The organism is Corallococcus sp. AB030 (assembly GCF_003668965.1).
Classification (GTDB): Bacteria; Myxococcota; Myxococcia; order Myxococcales; family Myxococcaceae; genus Corallococcus; species Corallococcus exiguus.
In genome coordinates this window covers 69,008-87,391 of record NZ_RAWQ01000010.1, presented here as the reverse complement: position 1 = coordinate 87,391, position 18,384 = coordinate 69,008, and the positions used below count along the sequence as shown (strand labels likewise).

Below are 18,384 nucleotides of genomic sequence, written 5' to 3'. Positions count from 1 at the left end.
ATAAGAGACAGTTGCACGCGGTAGTAATCCCTCTGGTACGGGGTGTCCGTCCACCATTCGCCACCCAGTCGCTCCGGCCCCGCCATCGCCGTCACCCGGTGCCGCCGCCCAGAGATCCGCGCCGCCAGCATCTCCCCGGACGCCGTCACCTCCGCGTCCAGCCGGGCCGGCTGGGCCAGCAGCCGCGACGGCCGCTCCCGGGCGGCCCCCGCCTCGCGCCAGACGGTGATGGGCGCGGCAGACTCCGGCGCCGGAGCCAGCGGGCCCGACGGGGACAGCAGACCGCGCCGCGCCTCTGGAGGATGGAAGGCCCGGGGCGTATGCGCGGACTCCGGCCGGTGCACGGCCTCCAGGGACGCGGCGAACAGCGCCCCCTCGCCCAGCGTCGTCGCCAGCCGCGACAGCACGCCCTCCAGGGCCGCGTCCCCCTCCGGCGCGTCCCCCAGCGCCAGCTGCTGGCCCAGGTCCTCGTCGTGCGCGTCCACCCGCACGGAGACCTCCGCCACTGGCCGCTCCAGTCGCAATTCCCCCAGCCGGTGCCGAGCCAGGTCCAACAGCAGCTTCGCTTGCGCCGTGGGCCGCGCCAGCAGGAGCGGCACCTGGGCCTCGCCGGTGGGGTCCAGGCGCAGCACGAAGGTGAGCCGCACCGCCGCCCGCTGCCGCCCGGACAGCCGCGCGCCCAGCCTGTCGAGCAGCGTCTTGAGCGCGAACTGCACGGGTTCGAAGGTGTCCGCGGGCGCGTCCAACACCACCCGATCCTCCAGCGCCTCCTCCAACGGATCCGGCGTGAAGGGCGTGTCGTCCACGCCCCGGCACCGCGCATGGACCCGGGCCGCACCGGCGCCTCCTCGCGCCGTCACCGCCCCGGCCGGCAGCGCCGCCACCTCTCCCAACGTGGACAGCCCCAGGACGGTGAAGGCCTTCGCCGCCGAGTCCTCCAGCGCGCCCATCGGAAGGGGCGCCAGAGCTCGCGCGCCCTGCCCCTCCGGCACCACCGCCACCCGCTGGGAGCCATACCGCGCCAGCACTCGCGAGGTGAACGCCTCCGACGCCACCGTCACGTGCGCCCGGTAGCCCTGCTCGCCGCAGACCTCCAGCACGCGCGCGCCCAACTCCCGTTCGCCGCCCACCAGGTGCGCCGCGCTCGCGTCGAACCACAGCCCGTCCGGTGCGTCGCGCTGGAAGCCAGGACACAGGCCGAGCAGCGACTCCCCCAGCGCGGCCAGCGCCTGGGCCTCGTCCTTCAACCGGTACGGGAAGTTCCGCAGCTCGGGCTCCAACGCGGTGGCCGCCGTCAGCGTCATCCCCGTCCGCACGCCGGCCTTCAGCGCGCGCGTGGAGGCGAACACCACCCGGCGCTGGCCGCGCACCTCCTCCACCAGCACCAGCGGCTGGCCCGCGAGCGCGGGAGACTCAATGACCTTGCGCTGCACCGGGAAGCGCGTGACGTGCAGGTAGCCCCTCCGCATGGCCCACCCTCTCTCTCTTGTCAGCGGCCGGCCGGGGACAGCGCGCTCCCCAGCGAAGGCATGGGCGCGTCCCGGCCGGGGCGCTGACCCAGGATGCCCATGCCGTTGCGCACGCGGTCGGCGGGGTCCCGGTAGAAGTCCGGCCCCGCATCCCCTGACGCCTCCACGTCCGCGTCCAGCAGCCGCGCTCCGGCATCCAGCCCCACCTCCGGGTAGAGCTCCCGCCAGGGGCTCACGACGCGCGTCCCCACGCCTCCGCCCCGGCTGCGCTCCAATTCCACGGACCAGCCCTGGACGCCCCGGGCCTCCAGTCGCAGCCGCGCGAGACCGTCCGCGGGCGCCTCCGGCGACGTCAGCAGCAACACCAGCGTCCCGCCTCGCGCCGCCGCGTCCGCGAGCTTGCGCGCCTCCGTCAGGGCCAGCCGCTCCGGACGGCCCGGAGCGCCCACGCCGAGCGTCAGATCCACCACCACCGCCGTGAAGGCACCACTGCGCGCCAGCTGCACGGCGGCCCACACCCGCTGCGCGAAGGCCTGGGGCCGCACGACGAGCAGCCGCTCCAGGTCCACGCCCAGCGCCGCCGCCGCGGGGGGATAGAGCTCCTTCGGACCATCCACCCACGCGCACAAGCGCAGCTCCCGGTGCGCGGCCGCCACCGCTCGCAACGCCAGGCTGGTGCGTCCCGACGCCGCCTCGCCGCACAGCTCCACGGAGTGCCCCAACGGCAGGCCACCTTGAGGCAGCAGCGCGTCCACCGCGTCCACGCCCGTGCGCAGCACCGACAGCGCGCGACGGGGCGCCGCCTGCAACTGGCGGATCCGTTCGCGCAGCTCCTCCACCACCGCCAACCCCGACCGTTCGACCGCCGCGCCCATGTGGCCTCCTCGCCTCGCGCACCGCGCGCGCATGGGGCCAGTATCCGAAGCCCTCTGACACCCAAACAGGCTGCATTCCGAGCGCATCGGACCTGTCGCGTCGGGTGCTCCGCTCGACGGAAGGAGGCGGATCCGCGCGCATTATTTTTTTGGCACCGGACATGACAGGTCACGTGCGGACCCACGAAAAAGGGCCCCGCGTCCTTCGCGGGGCCCTTCGGGTGATGCGCGGCGGATCAGCCCCGGGCTATCCGGCGCACAGCACCTTCACCTCCACCTTCGTGTCGCCCACGCGCCGCAGGCACGGGCCCAGGAAGAAGATGCGCGCGGAGCGGTCGCCGCTGGGGGGCTCGTAGCGGAAGTCGCCGTTGCCCGCCGTGCACGTCTGCACGGATCCATCCGCGCGCGTGACGTTCACCACCGCGAGCCGCGGATCCGGCAGGTTCACCACGGCCACGCTCTGCGCCACCGTGGCCAGGTCCGCGATGTCCAGCAGCGTCTGCTGGTAGCTCGTCTTGCAGATGGAATCCAGGTTCGCCCGGGTCGCGTCGAACGCCTTCGCCATGTCGCTCTGCCGGTAGCCGGGCCCGTAGGACGTCGGGCAGTCGACGTTGCGCACGTAGGTGGTGCCGCTCGTCGTGTCCACGATCAGCTCCGCGCGCTTGTCCGTCACCGCCACCGGCCCGATGGTCGCCCACAGCACCTCGCGCGACACGCCCTGGCTGTCACGCAGGCTCTGGAAGGCCTGGTAGTACTCCGACACCGGCGTCAGCTTGTCCCCCTGCTCCGTGCACGAGTCCACGGCCCGGTCCTCGCCCAGCGCCACCGGGGGCGGCCGCTGGGTGGAGCTGCAGTCCTCCTCGTCGGACACCACCACCACCAGCAGGCGGGCGTCGTCACGCAGGAAGCCCCCGTTGCCCCCTTCCGCCAGGGGTTGGGTGGCCAGGGGCGAAGCGACCGCCAGCCGCACCGCCTCGAAGGGCGCTTCCTGGCCGCTGCCGGAGGTGCCCTGGTCCACCAGCCGCTGGAACTTGGGCAGCAGCAGCGGATCCGACCCCTCGATGAAGCGCTCGGCGGTGGGCTGGTTCGCCTCGTCCCTCACCGGCCGCAGCCGGCCCTCCTGATCCGGGAAGGAGCGGATGACGTCCGCCCCGTCCGCGAAGCGCTGGCGCTGGTACACGGAGGTGGTGATGACCCCCACGCGGAAGTCCTGGGACACACCGTTGCCCTCCTTCAGCGCGGCCAGGAAGGCGGGCAGTTCCGTCGCGATGCCCTGCTGCTCCTCGCTCATGGATCCGGAGTTGTCGATGACGAAGAGGATGTCCGTCTTCTGGGGGGCCACCAACGGAGGGCTCGCCTCGCAGGTGTCCGGGACCGTGGATCCATCGTCATCCACGGGGGAGTGGCATCCGAGCGCCAGGAGCGCGGACAGCGACATCAGGTGGGCGCAGGTGTGGAGCTTCACATCGTCCTCCAGTGCGGGGACGCGCGCTCGCGCACCGCATCAGGCGTGAGAGGGGGCAAGCATGCCCCACCCCTTCACCGGACGCGAGACTTCTGGGCCGTTACATAGAGGAGAGTCGTACAGCCGACGAGGCACGGAAATAACGCACATCGCGTTTGCCATGTCCCTTTTGGTTGTTACGTTGGTTCATCCGCCGCAGAAAACAACCGGATGGTTCACCGGCCCGGCCGCTTGCTGACCGGGTTCAAGCAAGGAAGAGGCCGAACTCCCATGTCTGACGAGAAGAAGAAGGGCACCGCGGCCAGCGCCATGCCCACCGCGATGGCCCCTCCGGGGCTCATCAACAAGGAAGACATTCCGCAGGTGCTGCCCATCCTGCCGCTGCGCAACAGTGTCTTCTTCCCCGGCGGCGTGCTGCCCCTGGCCGTCGGCCGCCAGAAGACGATTGCGCTGATCAAGGACGCCGTCCGTGACGACCAGGTCATCGGCGTCGTGACGCAGCGCCGCGCCGAGGAAGAGGATCCGGGCGCGTCCGACCTGTACACGATGGGCACCGTCGCCCGCATCGTGAAGCTCTTGAAGATGGGCGAGGACAACTACTCGCTCGTGGTCCAGGGCCTCGCGCGCTTCCGCGTGATGGAGCTGGTCCAGGAAGCGCCCTACCTGAAGGCCCGCGTCGACGCGGTCGAGGACAAGACCTCCTCCGAGAACGTCGAGGTCGAGGCCCTGGGCATCAACCTGAAGAAGCTGGCGCGCGAGGTCATCGAGCTGATGCCCGAGCTGCCCGCCGCCGCCACGGAGCTGGTGGAGAGCATCACGCATCCGGGCCACCTGGCGGACCTCATCGCCGCCAACGTGGACGTGCCCATCGAGGAGAAGCAGGCCGTGCTGGAGACGGTCGACCTCAAGGCGCGCATGAAGCTCGTCCTGGAGCTGCTCAACCGCAAGCGGGAGATCCTCAAGCTCTCCAACAAGATCGACTCCGCCGTGAAGGGCGAGATGTCGAAGACCCAGCGCGAGTACTACCTGCGCCAGCAGCTCAAGGCGATCAAGGAAGAGCTCGGCGAGATGGGCGAAGAGGAAGAGGAGCTGGACGAGCTCCAGGAGCGCCTGAAGAAGGCCGCCCTGCCCCCCGAGGTGGAGAAGGTCGCACAGAAGGAGCTCAACCGCCTGAAGACGATTCCGGCGGCCTCCAGCGAGTACACCGTCGCGCGCACCTACCTGGACTGGATCGCGGACCTGCCGTGGTCGAAGATCAGCGAGGACAACCTCGACATCGAGAACGCGCGCCAGCAGCTGGACAAGGATCACTTCGGCATCAAGAAGGTGAAGAAGCGCATCCTGGAGTACCTGGCCGTCCGCAAGCTGAAGAACGACATGCGCGGGCCCATCCTGTGCCTCGTCGGTCCCCCGGGCGTCGGCAAGACGTCGCTGGGCCAGAGCGTGGCCAAGGCCACGGGCCGCAAGTTCGTGCGCCTGTCGCTGGGCGGCGTGCGTGACGAGGCCGAAATCCGTGGCCACCGCCGCACGTACGTGGGCGCGCTGCCGGGCCGCTTCATCCAGAGCATGAAGAAGGCCGGGACGAAGAACCCGGTCATGATGCTGGACGAAATCGACAAGCTGGGCGCGGACTTCCGCGGCGACCCGAGCGCGGCGCTGCTGGAGGTGCTGGACCCGGAGCAGAACAGCACGTTCAGCGACCACTACCTGGACGTGGCGTTCGACCTGTCGAAGGTCATGTTCGTCGCCACGGCGAACCAGCTGGATCCCATCCCCGGGCCGCTCCGCGACCGCATGGAGATCATCGAGCTGACGGGCTACACGTTCGAGGAGAAGCAGGCCATCGCCCGCATCCACCTCGTGCCGAAGCAGCTCAGGGAGCACGGCCTCAACGGGGACCACATCGAGATACAGGATGAGGCACTGCTCATCCTGACCACGTCGTACACCCGCGAGGCGGGCGTGCGTAACCTGGAGCGCCGCATCGCGGACATCTGCCGCGCGGTGGCGGTGGAAGTGGCCGGCGGCAAGATGGAGAAGCAGACCATCGGCGCGGAGCGGGTGAAGGAGATCCTCGGGCCCGAGATGTTCTACTCGGAGGTCGCGGAGCGCACGGAGGTTCCCGGTGTGGCGACGGGCCTCGCGTGGACCGCGGCGGGCGGAGATCTGCTCTTCATCGAAGCGACCAAGATGGCGGGCAAGGGTGGCATGACCCTGACCGGCCAGCTGGGCGACGTGATGAAGGAGTCCGCCACGGCGGCCCTGAGCTACCTGCGCAGCAAGGCGGAGGCGCTGGGCATCCCGTCCAACTTCCTGGAGAAGACGGACCTGCACCTGCACTTCCCCGCGGGCTCCATCCCCAAGGATGGTCCTTCGGCCGGCGTCACCATCCTGACCGCGCTCACCAGCCTGCTGACGGGCATCCGGGTGCGTCACGACACGGCGATGACGGGCGAGGCCACGCTGCGTGGCCTGGTGCTGCCGGTGGGCGGCATCAAGGAGAAGGTCCTGGCGGCGCACCGCGCGGGCATCAAGCGCGTCATCCTGCCGGAGCGTTGCCGCAAGGACCTGATCGACGTGCCGGATCAGGCGAAGAACGAGCTGGAGTTCATCTTCGCCACGAAGATGGACGAGGTCCTCAACGCCGCGCTGGAGACGTCTCCGTTCAAGGAGGGCGCCGCGATCGCCGCGCCCACCACGGACACGCCTCCGGCGGAAGTCCGGGCGTAACGAGGTCCATGGTTTGAAGTGACGCGGGCAGGTTCCCTTCATCGGGGACCTGCCCGTCGTCTTTTTCATGCAGGGCATACACGAAGGAGCGGACCCATGAAGTACGCCAACCTGGGACACACCGGCCTGCGGGTCTCCCGCATCTGCCTGGGCTGCATGAGTTACGGCACTCCGAAGTGGCGCCCGTGGGTGCTGGACGAAGAGGCGGCGCAGCCCTTCTTCCGCCGCGCGGTGGAGCTGGGCGTCACCTTCTTCGACACCGCGAACATGTACTCGGACGGGGTCAGTGAAGAGGTGACGGGCCGCGCGCTGCGCAAGTACGCGAAGCTGGACGAGGTGGTGCTGGCGACGAAGGTCTACTTCCCCACGGGCAGCGGCCAGAACGAGCGCGGCCTGTCGCGCAAGGCCATCACCCAGGCGTGCGAGGCGAGCCTCAAGCGGCTGGGCGTGGACACCATCGACCTCTACCAAATCCATCGGATGGATCCGAACACGCCCATCGAGGAGACGCTGGCCGCGTTGGATCAGCTCGTGCGCCAGGGGAAGGTGCGCTACCTGGGAGCGAGCTCCGCGTACGCGTGGCAGTTCATGCGAGCGCTCAGCGTGTCCGAGCGCAATGGCTGGGCGCGCTTCGTGTCCATGCAGAACCACTACAACCTGGTCTACCGCGAGGAGGAGCGGGAGATGCTGCCCCTCTGCGAGGCGGAAGGCGTGGGCGTCATCCCGTGGTCGCCGCTGGCGCGAGGACTGCTCGCGGGTTCGCGCAAGTCGCTGGACGACAAGGAGGCCACGACGCGCGCGGGCTCCGACACGCTGTCACCCATCCTCTACAACCAGCCCGGGGACTGGGACGTGGTGGAGGCGGTGAAGCAGGTGGCGGAGGCGCGCAAGGCCCCGCCCGCGCAGGTGGCCCTGGCGTGGCTGTTGTCCAAGCCCGTCGTCACCGCGCCCATCATCGGCGCGACGAAGCCCGAGCACCTGGAGGACGCGGTGAAGGCCGTGAGCCTCAAGCTCGCGCCGGAAGAAGTGAAGGCGCTGGAGGCCCCCTACAAGCCGCACGCGGTGCGCGGCCTGTAGGCGGTGGCAGGGGTGGACGCGCTTCAGCGCTCCTTCACGAGCGCGTCCACCTTCTTCTCCAGCGGCTTCACGTCCTCGAAGAACGAATCCATGGAGTGCGCTGGGGCCACGCGCAGCACCGGCGGCAGGAGCGAGCGGGGGAACTCCAGCTCCTCACTGAAGGGCTCATTGCCCAGCACCTCCGACGCGTTCGTGAGGATCAGCACGCCCACCGACGCGATGACGAGCCCGCGAACCACCCGCTTGCCGCTCCAGCGCGTCACGTAGCGCAGGTGCCAGTAGAGCCCCCACCCCACCAGTCCCAACACGGCCAGCATGCGCACGAAGCCCAGCCACGAGCCCAGCGAGAAGCTGAAGCTCACGAGCGCGAACAGGGGCGGTGAAAGCGCGAAGCCCAGCAGCACCAGGGCGGCGATGGTGGTGTGCACTCGGAAGTGGAAGCGCTTCCGCGCGATGCGGCTCGCCAGCGACCAGCCCCCGGCCCACAGGAGCGCCAGTCCCAGGGGCACCACCGCGGACATCAGCAGGTCGCCCCAGTCCGTCTTCCGGAACTGGGTCACCCGCTCGGAGATGAAGGACGTCACGACCAGCGCCTGCAGCGTGACCGCGAAGGCCCGGGGGCGCTCGATCAGGCGCTCGCTGGGGGCTTCGGGGGCTTCGTTGACGACGGTGTCCTCCACCACGAAGGAGCGGGGCCGGAAGCGCAGCACCGTGTCCCCCACGGACACGCGCGCGTCCGGGGTGATGACCAGTTCCTTCAGTGGCGCCCACGGCTCCACGCTGAAGGTGCCGTTGACGCTGCCCACGTCATGCAGCACCACCGCGCCGTCCTCGCGCCGCTCCAGGCGCAGGTGTTCGGCGGAGACCTTCGGGTCGTCCAGGATGATGTCGTTGGCGTAGCCGCGCCCCACCGTCACCGGCAGCGTGTCCAGCCGGTGGCGGGACTGGACGGCGTCCCCTTCCAGCACCTCCAGGAAGATCACTTCGCCCATGACAGGCCCTCCAGGTAGCGGCGCGCCAACTTGCGTGCGTTCTCCGCGGAGAAACCGCCCAGCGTGAGGCTGGTGTCCACGCCGTGCGTGGATGCGTTCAGAGTGGCCGCGCGCAGCACCAGATCATAGAGGCCCGGGAAGCGGCGGTAGGCGCGCATGCAGATGGCGGCGCGCACGGTGAGGCCGTTCACGTCCACGAACTCCGACTTGCAGCGGAAGTTGGTGACGTCCTCGCGAGTGGCGGCCACCGCGTCCGGGTCCTGCGAGAAGAGCGTGCTGTAGAGCGCGGAGAAGCGCATCGCGCCCAGCTTCTGGCTTTCCACGTGCTGGTGCAGGTAGGCCACCACGCCCGTGCGGTGGCTGGAGGACAGGAAGATGTCCTCCTCGGAGGAGCACTGGTAGCTCGTCACCGTGTAGGGAGTCTCCGGATCATGCGGCGTGTCGCCCCAGCACTTGAGGAAGGGGCTCCAGCGGCCGGGGACGCGGTACCCACCCAGCGACTGCTTCGGCAGGTCCGTGGCCATCAGCCGGTCGGTGATGCGCTGCTGGTTGGCCAGCAACTGGTCCTTCACGGACGTCATCAGCGCGGCCGGGTCCGGAGGCGCTTCCTGCTCCAGCGCCCGGTCGAGCAGCGCGCGCGCGCGGGCCACCGGCACCAGGAAGCCCACCTGGTTGCCCATGGTGGCCACGTTGACGCCCACGACGCCGCCTTCACCGCTGAGCGTGGGTCCGCCGCTCATGCCGGGGTTGATGGCGCCGGTGAAGTGCACGCGCTCGTAGAGGGCGTCGCGCACCAGGCCGTTGTAGGTGCCCTCCACGATGGTGGTGCCCAGGTCGCGCGGGTTGCCCATGGCGAACAGGCGCGTGCCCTGCGGCGGTTCGTGTTCCTCCAGCTTGAAGTAGTCGCTGACGGGCGTGTCCACCTGGATGACGGCCAGGTCGCTCGCCACGTCCACCGCGAGCAGGCGCACCGGCACCGTCGCGTCGCCGCGGTCCAGCTCCGCGGTGTAGTCCTCCGGGTGGAGCACCAGGTCGGAGACGACGTGGTAGTTCGTGAGGGCGTGGCCCTTCGCGCTCACGAAGAACGCGGAGCCGATGGAGGACTTCGTCCCGGAGCGGCGCTCGATGATGCGCACCTGCGAGACGCGGCCCTGGATGCGGCGGAACAGCTCGTGCGTGGCCGGAGGCAACGAGGCCACCGGCAGGGGCGGCACCACCACGTCCGCGATACCAGCGTCGGGCGCTGGAAGGGCCGGCGGGGTTGGAGACGCCGAGGGCGCCGGAGGAGCCACGGGCTCCTGCGCGAGCACGGCGACAAGAAGAAGGGAGAACATGGGCGGGCGGCACCGTATCCCACCGCGAGCCCCACCGGGGGACGCCTTGGCCCTCCTGTCAGGCCACGCTACGAAGTGGCCGGTCCCTCTCCCTGCCGGCGGCGGCGCCAGGCCGCGTACGACACCAGCAGGGCCCCGGCCAGGGTGCCCGCCAGCGCCCCCGCGAGCCGCCGGGAGACGACGCCCGCCACCGGGGCCTCCATGCGGAAGGTCTCCAGCGAGGCGCGCACCCCGGGGGCCAGGGCGTCCCAGCGGGCGGCGGGCGCGCTGACCGTCACCACGGCGTGGCGGCCTTCGGAGGCCAGCCCCGTCACCAGCACCGTGCGCACCTGCCCTGCTTCACGCAGCGTTCCCAGCACCTCCACCCGGGGCACGGGCCCGCCCACGCGGTCCACCCGCTCCGGCGTCAGCGCCACGCCCAGCTCCCGTTGGAAGTGCTGGACCACGGCGGTGGAGAAGGAATCGCGCTCGGAAGGACTGGCGGAGAAGCCTCCGTCCACCACGGCGATGAGGAACGTGGCCGCGTCCGGGCCCTCTCCGTCCGACAGCGCCGCGGACAGGGCGCGCGTGCGCACGCCGTCCTCCGACACCGCGCCCACCTGCGAGCCGGTGTAGCGCTCCCAGCGCGCCATCCGGAACGTGTCCGGAGGCCGGAAGCTGTAGCCATCCCGCCGCAGCTCCGTGCCGAGCGCACCGGACAGCGACAACCACACACCGGTGAGGACGGGCAGGAGCACGGGCCCCGAGGATAACCCCGAAGCCCGCGCCGCGCCCGCTCCCCTGCCCCGCCGCTACCCGATCTTCTTCTTCAGGTCGTCCACCGGCGTCGTGTGCGTGACGATGCGGGACTGGAGCTCCCGCGCCACGTTGGTGATGAGCGGCTTGCGCATCATCGTCATGTGCGTGCCCGGCATGTCCACGACCTCCACGCCGCCGGTGACGAGGTCCTCCCAGCCGGTGTGCTCACGCGTGTCCGGCCGCTGGCTGGCGCGCAGCAGCACGATCTTCCCGTCGAGCGGCTTCGCGTCGTACTGCGTGAAGGCGCGCGAGGTGGACTCGAACACCCGGTACAGGTTGCGCACGCGCTCCACGCCCACGTCGGCGATCTGCGTGTCACCCTGGCTGCCCACTTCGTAGAAGTAGTTCACGCGCTCCGCTTGCGTCATCTGCGAGATGCGCTCGCGCAGCTCCAACGGGTCGCGGCCCGTGGTGGCCGCCAGCATCATGGTGAGCTCGGAGGTGAGCATGTCCTCCAGGACCTGCTCCGGCGTCTTGTCCGGCACCATGTGCTGCACGGTGTACGCGTCGATGCTCGCCAGCAGCGCCACCTCTTCGCCCACGGCGCGCAGTTGCCGCGCCATCTCGAAGGCGATGATGCCGCCCAGCGACCAGCCCGCCAGGTGGTAGGGCCCGTGCGGCTGCACCTCGCGCACGGACGCCAGGTACAGCGCGGCCATCTCCGCCACGGTGCCCAGGGGCTCCTCGCCCTCGGTGCCCCGGGCCTGCAAGCCGTAGCACGGCTGATCCGCGTCCAGCTCGCGCGCCAGGTCCACGTAGCAGAGGACGCCGCCGCCCGCCGGGTGGATGGCGAAGAGCGGAGGCTTCGTGCCCTCCGGTTTCAGCGCCACCAGCGGCGACCAGGCGCGTGACTCGGCCTCCAGCAGCGCGGCCAGCTGCTCCACCGTCGACGCCTGGAACAGCGACGCCAGGGGCAGGTTCTTGCCGGTGAGCTGCTGGATGCGTCCCATGAGCTGCACCGCCAGCATGGAGTGGCCGCCCAGGTCGAAGAAGTCGTCGCGGATGCCAATGGGCGACATCCCCAGCGTCTCCTCCCAGACGCGGACCAACTGCAGCTGCAGCGGCGTGCGCGCCACCACCAGCGTGGAGCCTTCCGCGCGCGTGGTGTCCGGCGCGGGCAGCGCGCGGCGATCCACCTTGCCGTTGGACGTGAGCGGCAGCGAGTCCATCACCATGAAGGCGGACGGCACCATGTACTCCGGAAGCGTGCGCCGCAGCTGCTCGCGCAGCTCCGGGACCCCCGCCACGCTCTGGCCCGGAGCGCCCACCAGGTACGCCACCAGGCGCTTGTCGCCCGGCACATCCTCGCGCACCAGCACCACGGCCTCGCGCACGCTCGGGTGCGAGAGCAGGCCCGCCTCGATTTCGCCCAGCTCGATGCGGAAGCCACGCACCTTCACCTGGAAGTCCGCACGGCCCAGGTACTCCAGCGTGCCGTCAGGACGCCACCGCGCCAGGTCGCCGGAGCGGTAGAGCCGCGCGCCCGGAACAGTGCTGAACGGATCCGGGATGAAGCGCTGCGCGGTCAGCTCCGGCCGGCCCAGGTAGCCACGGCTGAGGCCGTCGCCGCCCACGTACATCTCACCCGTGACGCCCGGAGGCACCGGCTGTCCGTGCGCATCCAGCACGTACACCTGGAGGTCCGGAATCGCGACGCCCACTTCGCTGCCGCGCCCGCCCTCCGCGTCCGCCGCCGTGAGTGCGCGGTAGGTCACGTGAACGGTCGTCTCGGTGATGCCGTACATGTTGACGAGCACCGGCGCATTGTCCGCGTGGCGCGCGTACCACGGGCGCAGGCTGCCGAACTCCAGCGCCTCGCCGCCGAACACGACCGTGCGCAGGGACAGGCCCTCGTGGTCGCCCGTGCGCTCCTCGTGTTGGATGAGCTGACGGAACGCGGACGGCGTCTGGTTGAGCACCGTGACGCCCTCGCGCTTGAGCAGCGCGTGGAAGTCCGCGGGCGTGCGGCTGACTTCGTACGGCACCACCACCAGCTTGCCGCCGTAGAGCAGCGCGCCCCACATCTCCCAGACGGAGAAGTCGAACGCGTACGAGTGGAACAGCGTCCACACGTCCTTCGCGCCGAAGTCGAACCAGTGCTTCGTGCCGTCGAAGAGGCGCACCACCTGGGCGTGTTCAATCTGCGCGCCCTTGGGACGGCCCGTGGAGCCAGACGTGTAGATGACGTACGCCAGGTGATGCGGAGCCACGCCGCTGTCCGGCGGCGTCGTGGGCGCGGAGGCCCAGGCGGCGGCATCCGAGTCCAGGCACAGGCGCTTCGCCGCGCCCGACGGCACCACGTCCAGCAGGTGCTGCTGCGTGAGCACCACCGGCACGCGAGCGTCCTCCACCATGAACTCCAGGCGATCCCTCGGGTACGCCGGATCCATGGGCAGGTACGCGCCGCCGGCCTTGAGGATGGCCAGCAGGCCCACCATCAGCTCCAGCGAGCGCTCCACCGCGAGGCCCACCAGGACCTCCGGCCCCACGCCCAGCGTGCGCAGGTGATGCGCCAGCTGGTTCGCCCGCGTGTCCAGCTCGCGGTACGTGAGGCGCTGTTCGGCGTAGGTGACCGCGATGGCGTCCGGGGTGCGCGCCGCCTGACGCTCGAACAGCGTGTGCAGGCACGCGTCCACCGGGAAGCGGAAGGACGTGTTCCAGTCCGTCACCACCTGCGTGCGATCCTCTTCCGTGAGCAGCGGCAGTTGGTGCAGCCGCGCGTCAGGGTTGGCCCCGATGCCCGCCAGCAACACGCCCAGGTGACGGGCGAGCCGCTCGGCGGTGCTCGCGTCGAACAGGTCGGTGTTGAACTCGAGCCCGCCCTCGATGCCGTTCGCCGTCTCCGTGAGGCCCAGCGACAGGTCGAACTTCGCGGTGCGGTGCTCCACCTCCACGCCTTCCAGGGTGAGGTCGGTCAGCGTGAACGCCCCTTCCGGCGCGTTCTGCAGCGTCATGGACACCTGGAACAGCGGCGTGCGGCTGGTATCGCGCGTGGGCGCCAGCTCCTCCACCAGCTTCTCGAACGGCACTTCCTGGTGCGCGTACGCGCCCAGCGTCGTCTCCCGCACGCGGCCCAGCAGCTCGCGGAACGTGGGGTCGCCGTCCAGCTTCGTGCGCAGCACCAGCGTGTTGACGAAGAAGCCGATGAGGCCTTCCGTCTCCGCGCGCTGGCGGCCCGCGATGGGCGTGCCCACGCTGATGTCATCCTGCCCGGAGTAGCGAGACAGCAGCGTCTGCCACGCGGCCAGCAGGACCATGAAGGGCGTGGTGCCCTCCTTCAACGCCAGGGCCCTGAGCGTCTCCGTCAGCTCGCGGCTGACCTTCACCGGGACGCTGGAGCCGTGCGACGTCTGCACGGCCGGACGCGGACGGTCCGTGGGCAGCTCCAGCGCGGAGGGCGCGCCGGTCAGCTGCTGCTTCCAGTATCCGAGCTGCTTCTCCAGCACCTCGCCCTGGAGCCAGCCGCGCTGCCAGCCCGCGTAGTCCGCGTACTGCACCGGCAGCTCCGGCAGGGACGGCGTGCCGCCGTTGGAGAAGGCCTCGTAGGACGCGGCCATCTCGCGCACCAGCACGCCCATGGACCAACCGTCGGAGACGATGTGGTGCATGACGAGCAGGAGGATGTGCTCCTCCTCATCCAGCTTGAGCAGCTTCACGCGCAACAGCGGACCGGTGGCCAGCTGGAACGGCTGCACCGCTTCGTCGTCCGCGAGCCGGCGGGCCTCGTCATGGCGCTCCGGATCCGCGATGTCGGAGAGGTCCACCACCGGGAGCGGCAGCGACACCGCCGGGTGGATGACCTGCGTGGCCTGTCCGTTGTCCAGGTGGAACGACGTGCGCAGCGATTCGTGCCGGCGCACCAACTCCGTGAAGCTCTGCTCCAGCGCCATCACGTCCAGCGAGCCCTTCAGCCGAAGGACCATGGGGACGTTGTAGGCCGGGCTGGACGCGTCCAGCTGGTGCAAGAACCAGAGGCGCTGCTGCGCGAACGACAGCGGCAGGCGGCCCTCGCGCGGCAGCGGCACGATGGCGGGCGCCTGGGTGCCCGCACCGGCCTGGAGCGCCTGGTCGATGAGGACGGACAGCTTCTGCACCGTGGGCGCGTTGAAGACGTCCCGCAGCTGCAGGTCGATCCGGAAGATGCTCCGGACGCGAGACAGCACCTGCGTGGCCAGCAGCGAGTGTCCGCCCAGCTCGAAGAAGTCGTCCGTCGAGCCCACGCGGTCCACGTTCAGCAGCTCGCTCCACGCTCCGGCGAGCAGCTGTTCGGTGGGAGTGCGCGGCGCGATGAACGCGTCATCCTGCGCGCGCTCGTCGCTGGGGACGGGCAGCGCCTTGCGGTCCACCTTGCCGTTGGAGGTCACCGGCAGCGCCTCCATCACCACGAAGGCGGACGGCACCATGTACTCCGGCAGCGTGCGCTCCAGGTGTTCGCGCAGGCCCTTGCGGTCCAGGGACTCCACGTCACCCGCGACGTAGGCCACCAGCCGCTTGTCGCCGGCCACGTCCTCGCGGACAACGACGACGGACTCGCGCACGCCGTAGGCGCCCATGAGGGCGGATTCGATCTCCCCCAGCTCGATGCGGTAGCCACGCACCTTCACCTGGTGGTCGACGCGGCCCATGTATTCCAGCGTGCCGTCGGCGCGCCAGCGGGCCAGGTCGCCGGAGCGGTACAGCCGCGCGCCAGCGTCGGTGCTGAACGCATCCGGCACGAACTTCTCCGCAGTGAGCTCCGGCCGGCCCAGGTAGCCGCGGCCCACCTGCACGCCGCCGATGTACAGCTCACCCGGCACGCCCACCGGCACGGGTTGCAGCTGCGAATCCAGCACGTACATCCGCGTGTTGGGCAGCGGCTTGCCGATGCGCACCGCGCCGGAGGCGGAATCCTCCGGGGCCACGACGTGCACCGAGCAGCCCACCACCGTCTCCGTGGGGCCGTATTCGTTGATGAGCCGCGTGGCCGGCGCGTGCTTGCGCCAGAACGCCAGCTCCTCCGAGAAGAGTGCTTCGCCGCCGATGACGAAGGCGCCCGTGCGCCCCGCCGCCGCGTCCGCGCCCAGCAGGTCCGACAACAGCCGCAGGTGGCTGGGCGTCAGCTTCACCAGGCTGAAGCCCGTGCCTTCACGCAGCACGTCCGCCAGGCCTTCCACGCCCCGGGTCTCGGACACCATCACCACGCCCCGGCCCGCGACCAGCGGCGCCAGCATGCTGGTGACGGTCAGGTCGAACGCGAGCGACGAGTGCACCGGTGCGCCCGCGCCCGTATCCAGCCCGTACGCCGACAAGCACCACGTCAGGTAGTTGGACACGCCGCGGTGCTCGATGGCCACGCCCTTCGGCTTGCCCGTCGAACCGGACGTGTAGATGACGTACGCCAGGTTGCCGGCCGTCACCGCCGTCACCGGAGCGTCCTCGCGCTCGCGGGAGATGCTGCGCTTCCAGTCGCCATCCAGGCTGATCAACTGCTGGGTGGTGACGGGCAGCTCGTCCGCCAGCGAGTCCTGCGTCAGCACCACCGGCACCTGCGTGTCCTCCAGCATGAAGGACAGGCGATCCAGCGGGTACTTCGGGTCGAGCGGCACGTAGGCGCCGCCGGCCTTGAGCACGCCCATCACGGCGATGACCATCTCCAGCGAGCGCTCCAGGCACAGGGCGACCTTCACCTCGGGCCCCACGCCCAGCCGGCGCAGGTGGTGCGCCAGCTGGTTGGCCTTCGCGTCCAGCTGCCGGTACGTGAGCTGCTCACCCTCGAAGGTCGCGGCGATGGCGTCCGGGGTGCGCGCCACCTGCTCCTCGAAGCGCTGGTGGATGCAGGCGTCGCGCGGGAAGTCGGCCCGCGTGTCGTTCCACGTCGTCAGCAACTGCGTCCGCTCGCCATCCGTGAGCAGCGGCAGGCGCTGCACGGGCACGTCCGGCTGGGACGCCACGCCCTCCAGCAGGACGCGGAGGTGCTCCAGCATCCGCTCGGCGGTGCCGGCGTCGAACAGGTCGGAGTTGTACTCCATGGCTCCGCGCAGCTCTCCGTCCACCTCCGACAGGGTCATGTTCAGATCGAACTGCGCGGTGCGGTGCTCCAGCGGGACGGCGCGCAGCGTGAGGCCCTTGACCTCCAGCTCCGGCACCGGCGCGTTCTGGAACGACAGCAGCACCTGGAACAGCGGCGTGCGGCTGGTGTCGCGCGTGGGCGCCAGCTCCTCCACCAGCTTCTCGAAGGGCACTTCCTGGTGCGCGTACGCGCCCAGCGTCGTCTCCTTCACCTGGGCCAGCAGCGCGCGGAAGGACGGGGTTCCCTCCAGCTTCGTGCGCAGCACCAGCGTGTTGACGAAGAAGCCGATGAGGCCTTCCGTCTCCGTGCGGCCACGGCCCGCGATGGGCGTGCCCACGCTGATGTCATCCTGTCCGGAGTAGCGCGCGAGCAGCACCTGCCATGCGGCCAGCAGCACCATGAAGGGCGTGGCGCCTTCCTTCAGCGCCAGGGCCTTCAGCGTGTTCGTCACCGGCTTGCCCACGCGCAGGTTCACGCTGGCGCCCCGGTACGTCTGCACCGCCGGACGCGGGCGGTCCGTGGGCAGCTCCAGCGCGGAGGGCGCGCCAGTCAGCTGCTGCTTCCAGTACGCCATCTGCTGGGCCAGCACGTCACCCTGCAACCAGCCGCGCTGCCAGCCCGCGTAGTCCGCGTACTGCACCGGCAACTCCGGCAGGGACGGCGCGCGACCGGAGGCGAAGGCCTCGTAGAGGGCCGCCATCTCCCGCACCAGCACACCCATGGACCAGCCGTCGGAGACGATGTGGTGCATCGTCGCGAGCAGCACGTGCCGCTGGGCCTCCAGCTTGAGCAGCTTCACGCGCAGCAACGGACCGTTCGCCAGGTGGAACGGACGCTGCGCCTCTTCGTTGGCCCGACGCTGGGCCTCGGCCTCGCGGACGTCCTCGGGCTGACCGGACAGGTCCACCACCTGAATCGGCAGCGTCGCGGCCGGGTGGACGACCTGCGCGGGCTGGCCGTCGCGCATGGGGAACGTGGTGCGCAGCGATTCGTGGCGGCGCACCAGCTCCGTGAAGGCGCGCTCCAGCGCGGACACGTCCAGCGTGCCCTCCAGCCGCACCGGCAGCGGGAGGTTGTAGAAGGCGCTGTCCGGCTCCAGCTGGTTGAGGAACCACAACCGCTGCTGGGCGAACGACAGCGGCATCCGCTCCGCGCGCGGCAGCGGCACGAGCGGCGGCGCCCTCACGCCCCTGCCCTGCGCCACGAGCGCGTCCACGCGCCGGGCCAGGTCCGACACCGTGGGCGCCTCGAAGAGCGTCCGCAGCGGCAGCTCCACGTCGAAGGCCTCGCGGATGCGCGACGCCAGCCGCGTGGCCATGAGCGAGTGGCCACCCATCTCGAAGAAGTGGTCCTCCACGCCCATGCGCTCCACGCCCAACAGCTGCGCGAAGAGGGCCGCGAGCAACTCCTCCGTCGGCGTGCGCGGGGCCACGAAGGTGCGCGTGCGCGACACCTCGCCCGTCGGCGCGGGCAGGGCCTTGCGGTCAATCTTGCCGGCGGGCGTCAGCGGCAGCGCTTCCAGCACCACGAAGGCCGAAGGCACCATGTACTCCGGCACCTCGGTCTTCAGGTGGCGGCGCAGCTCCACCGCGTCC

General features: G+C 70.5%; 9 protein-coding genes (1 of these 9 running past the window's edge). 2 read left to right on the top strand and 7 right to left on the bottom strand.

The genetic code is table 11. The features are described from left to right. From D7Y15_RS04535 to D7Y15_RS04525, 3 genes are all read right to left on the bottom strand, one after another. On the bottom strand, window positions 1-1,469 hold a 1,469-nt coding region (locus tag D7Y15_RS04535; protein WP_148712685.1), incomplete at its 3' end, for a DNA polymerase Y family protein. A 20-nt stretch (window positions 1,470-1,489) separates the two neighbouring features. Further along, on the bottom strand, window positions 1,490-2,344 hold the full coding sequence (locus D7Y15_RS04530; RefSeq protein ID WP_120575388.1) for an ImuA family protein: 855 nt from the start codon (window positions 2,342-2,344) through the stop codon (window positions 1,490-1,492). A 247-nt stretch (window positions 2,345-2,591) separates the two neighbouring features. Further along, window positions 2,592-3,809, bottom strand: a complete 1,218-nt coding sequence (locus D7Y15_RS04525) for a VWA domain-containing protein (RefSeq protein ID WP_120575387.1) — start codon at window positions 3,807-3,809, stop codon at window positions 2,592-2,594. Window positions 3,810-4,079: 270 nt separating this feature from the next. On the opposite strand from D7Y15_RS04525, the gene lon reads away from it, so the two are divergent. After that, on the top strand, window positions 4,080-6,539 hold the full coding sequence (gene lon, locus D7Y15_RS04520; protein ID WP_120575386.1) for an endopeptidase La: 2,460 nt from the start codon (window positions 4,080-4,082) through the stop codon (window positions 6,537-6,539). Window positions 6,540-6,635: 96 nt separating this feature from the next. Then, window positions 6,636-7,616 carry an aldo/keto reductase gene (locus D7Y15_RS04515; RefSeq protein ID WP_120575385.1) on the top strand — a complete coding sequence of 327 codons (981 nt, stop codon included), beginning with the start codon at window positions 6,636-6,638 and terminating at the stop codon, window positions 7,614-7,616. Window positions 7,617-7,639: 23 nt separating this feature from the next. Here the strand turns inward: D7Y15_RS04515 and D7Y15_RS04510 are convergent, their stop codons facing one another. The 4 genes from D7Y15_RS04510 to D7Y15_RS04495 all read right to left on the bottom strand — a co-directional run. Beyond that, window positions 7,640-8,608: an FHA domain-containing protein gene (locus D7Y15_RS04510; protein WP_121751803.1), complete on the bottom strand. Its 969-nt coding sequence runs from the start codon at window positions 8,606-8,608 to the stop codon at window positions 7,640-7,642. Continuing rightward, window positions 8,596-9,942, bottom strand: a complete 1,347-nt coding sequence (locus D7Y15_RS04505) for a serine protease (RefSeq protein ID WP_121751802.1) — start codon at window positions 9,940-9,942, stop codon at window positions 8,596-8,598. Before D7Y15_RS04505 ends, D7Y15_RS04510 begins: the two co-directional genes overlap by 13 nt. A 68-nt stretch (window positions 9,943-10,010) precedes the next feature. Beyond that, entirely contained in the window at window positions 10,011-10,679 is a 669-nt protein-coding gene (locus D7Y15_RS04500; RefSeq protein WP_121751801.1) for a hypothetical protein, read from the bottom strand. Window positions 10,680-10,733: 54 nt separating this feature from the next. Continuing rightward, a protein-coding gene (locus tag D7Y15_RS04495; protein ID WP_158629006.1) for a non-ribosomal peptide synthetase crosses the window boundary here: on the bottom strand, window positions 10,734-18,384 show its end. The gene runs 23,849 nt beyond the window's last position; the window shows 7,651 of its 31,500 coding nt (coding positions 23,850-31,500); its start codon lies off the right edge, out of view; its stop codon occupies window positions 10,734-10,736.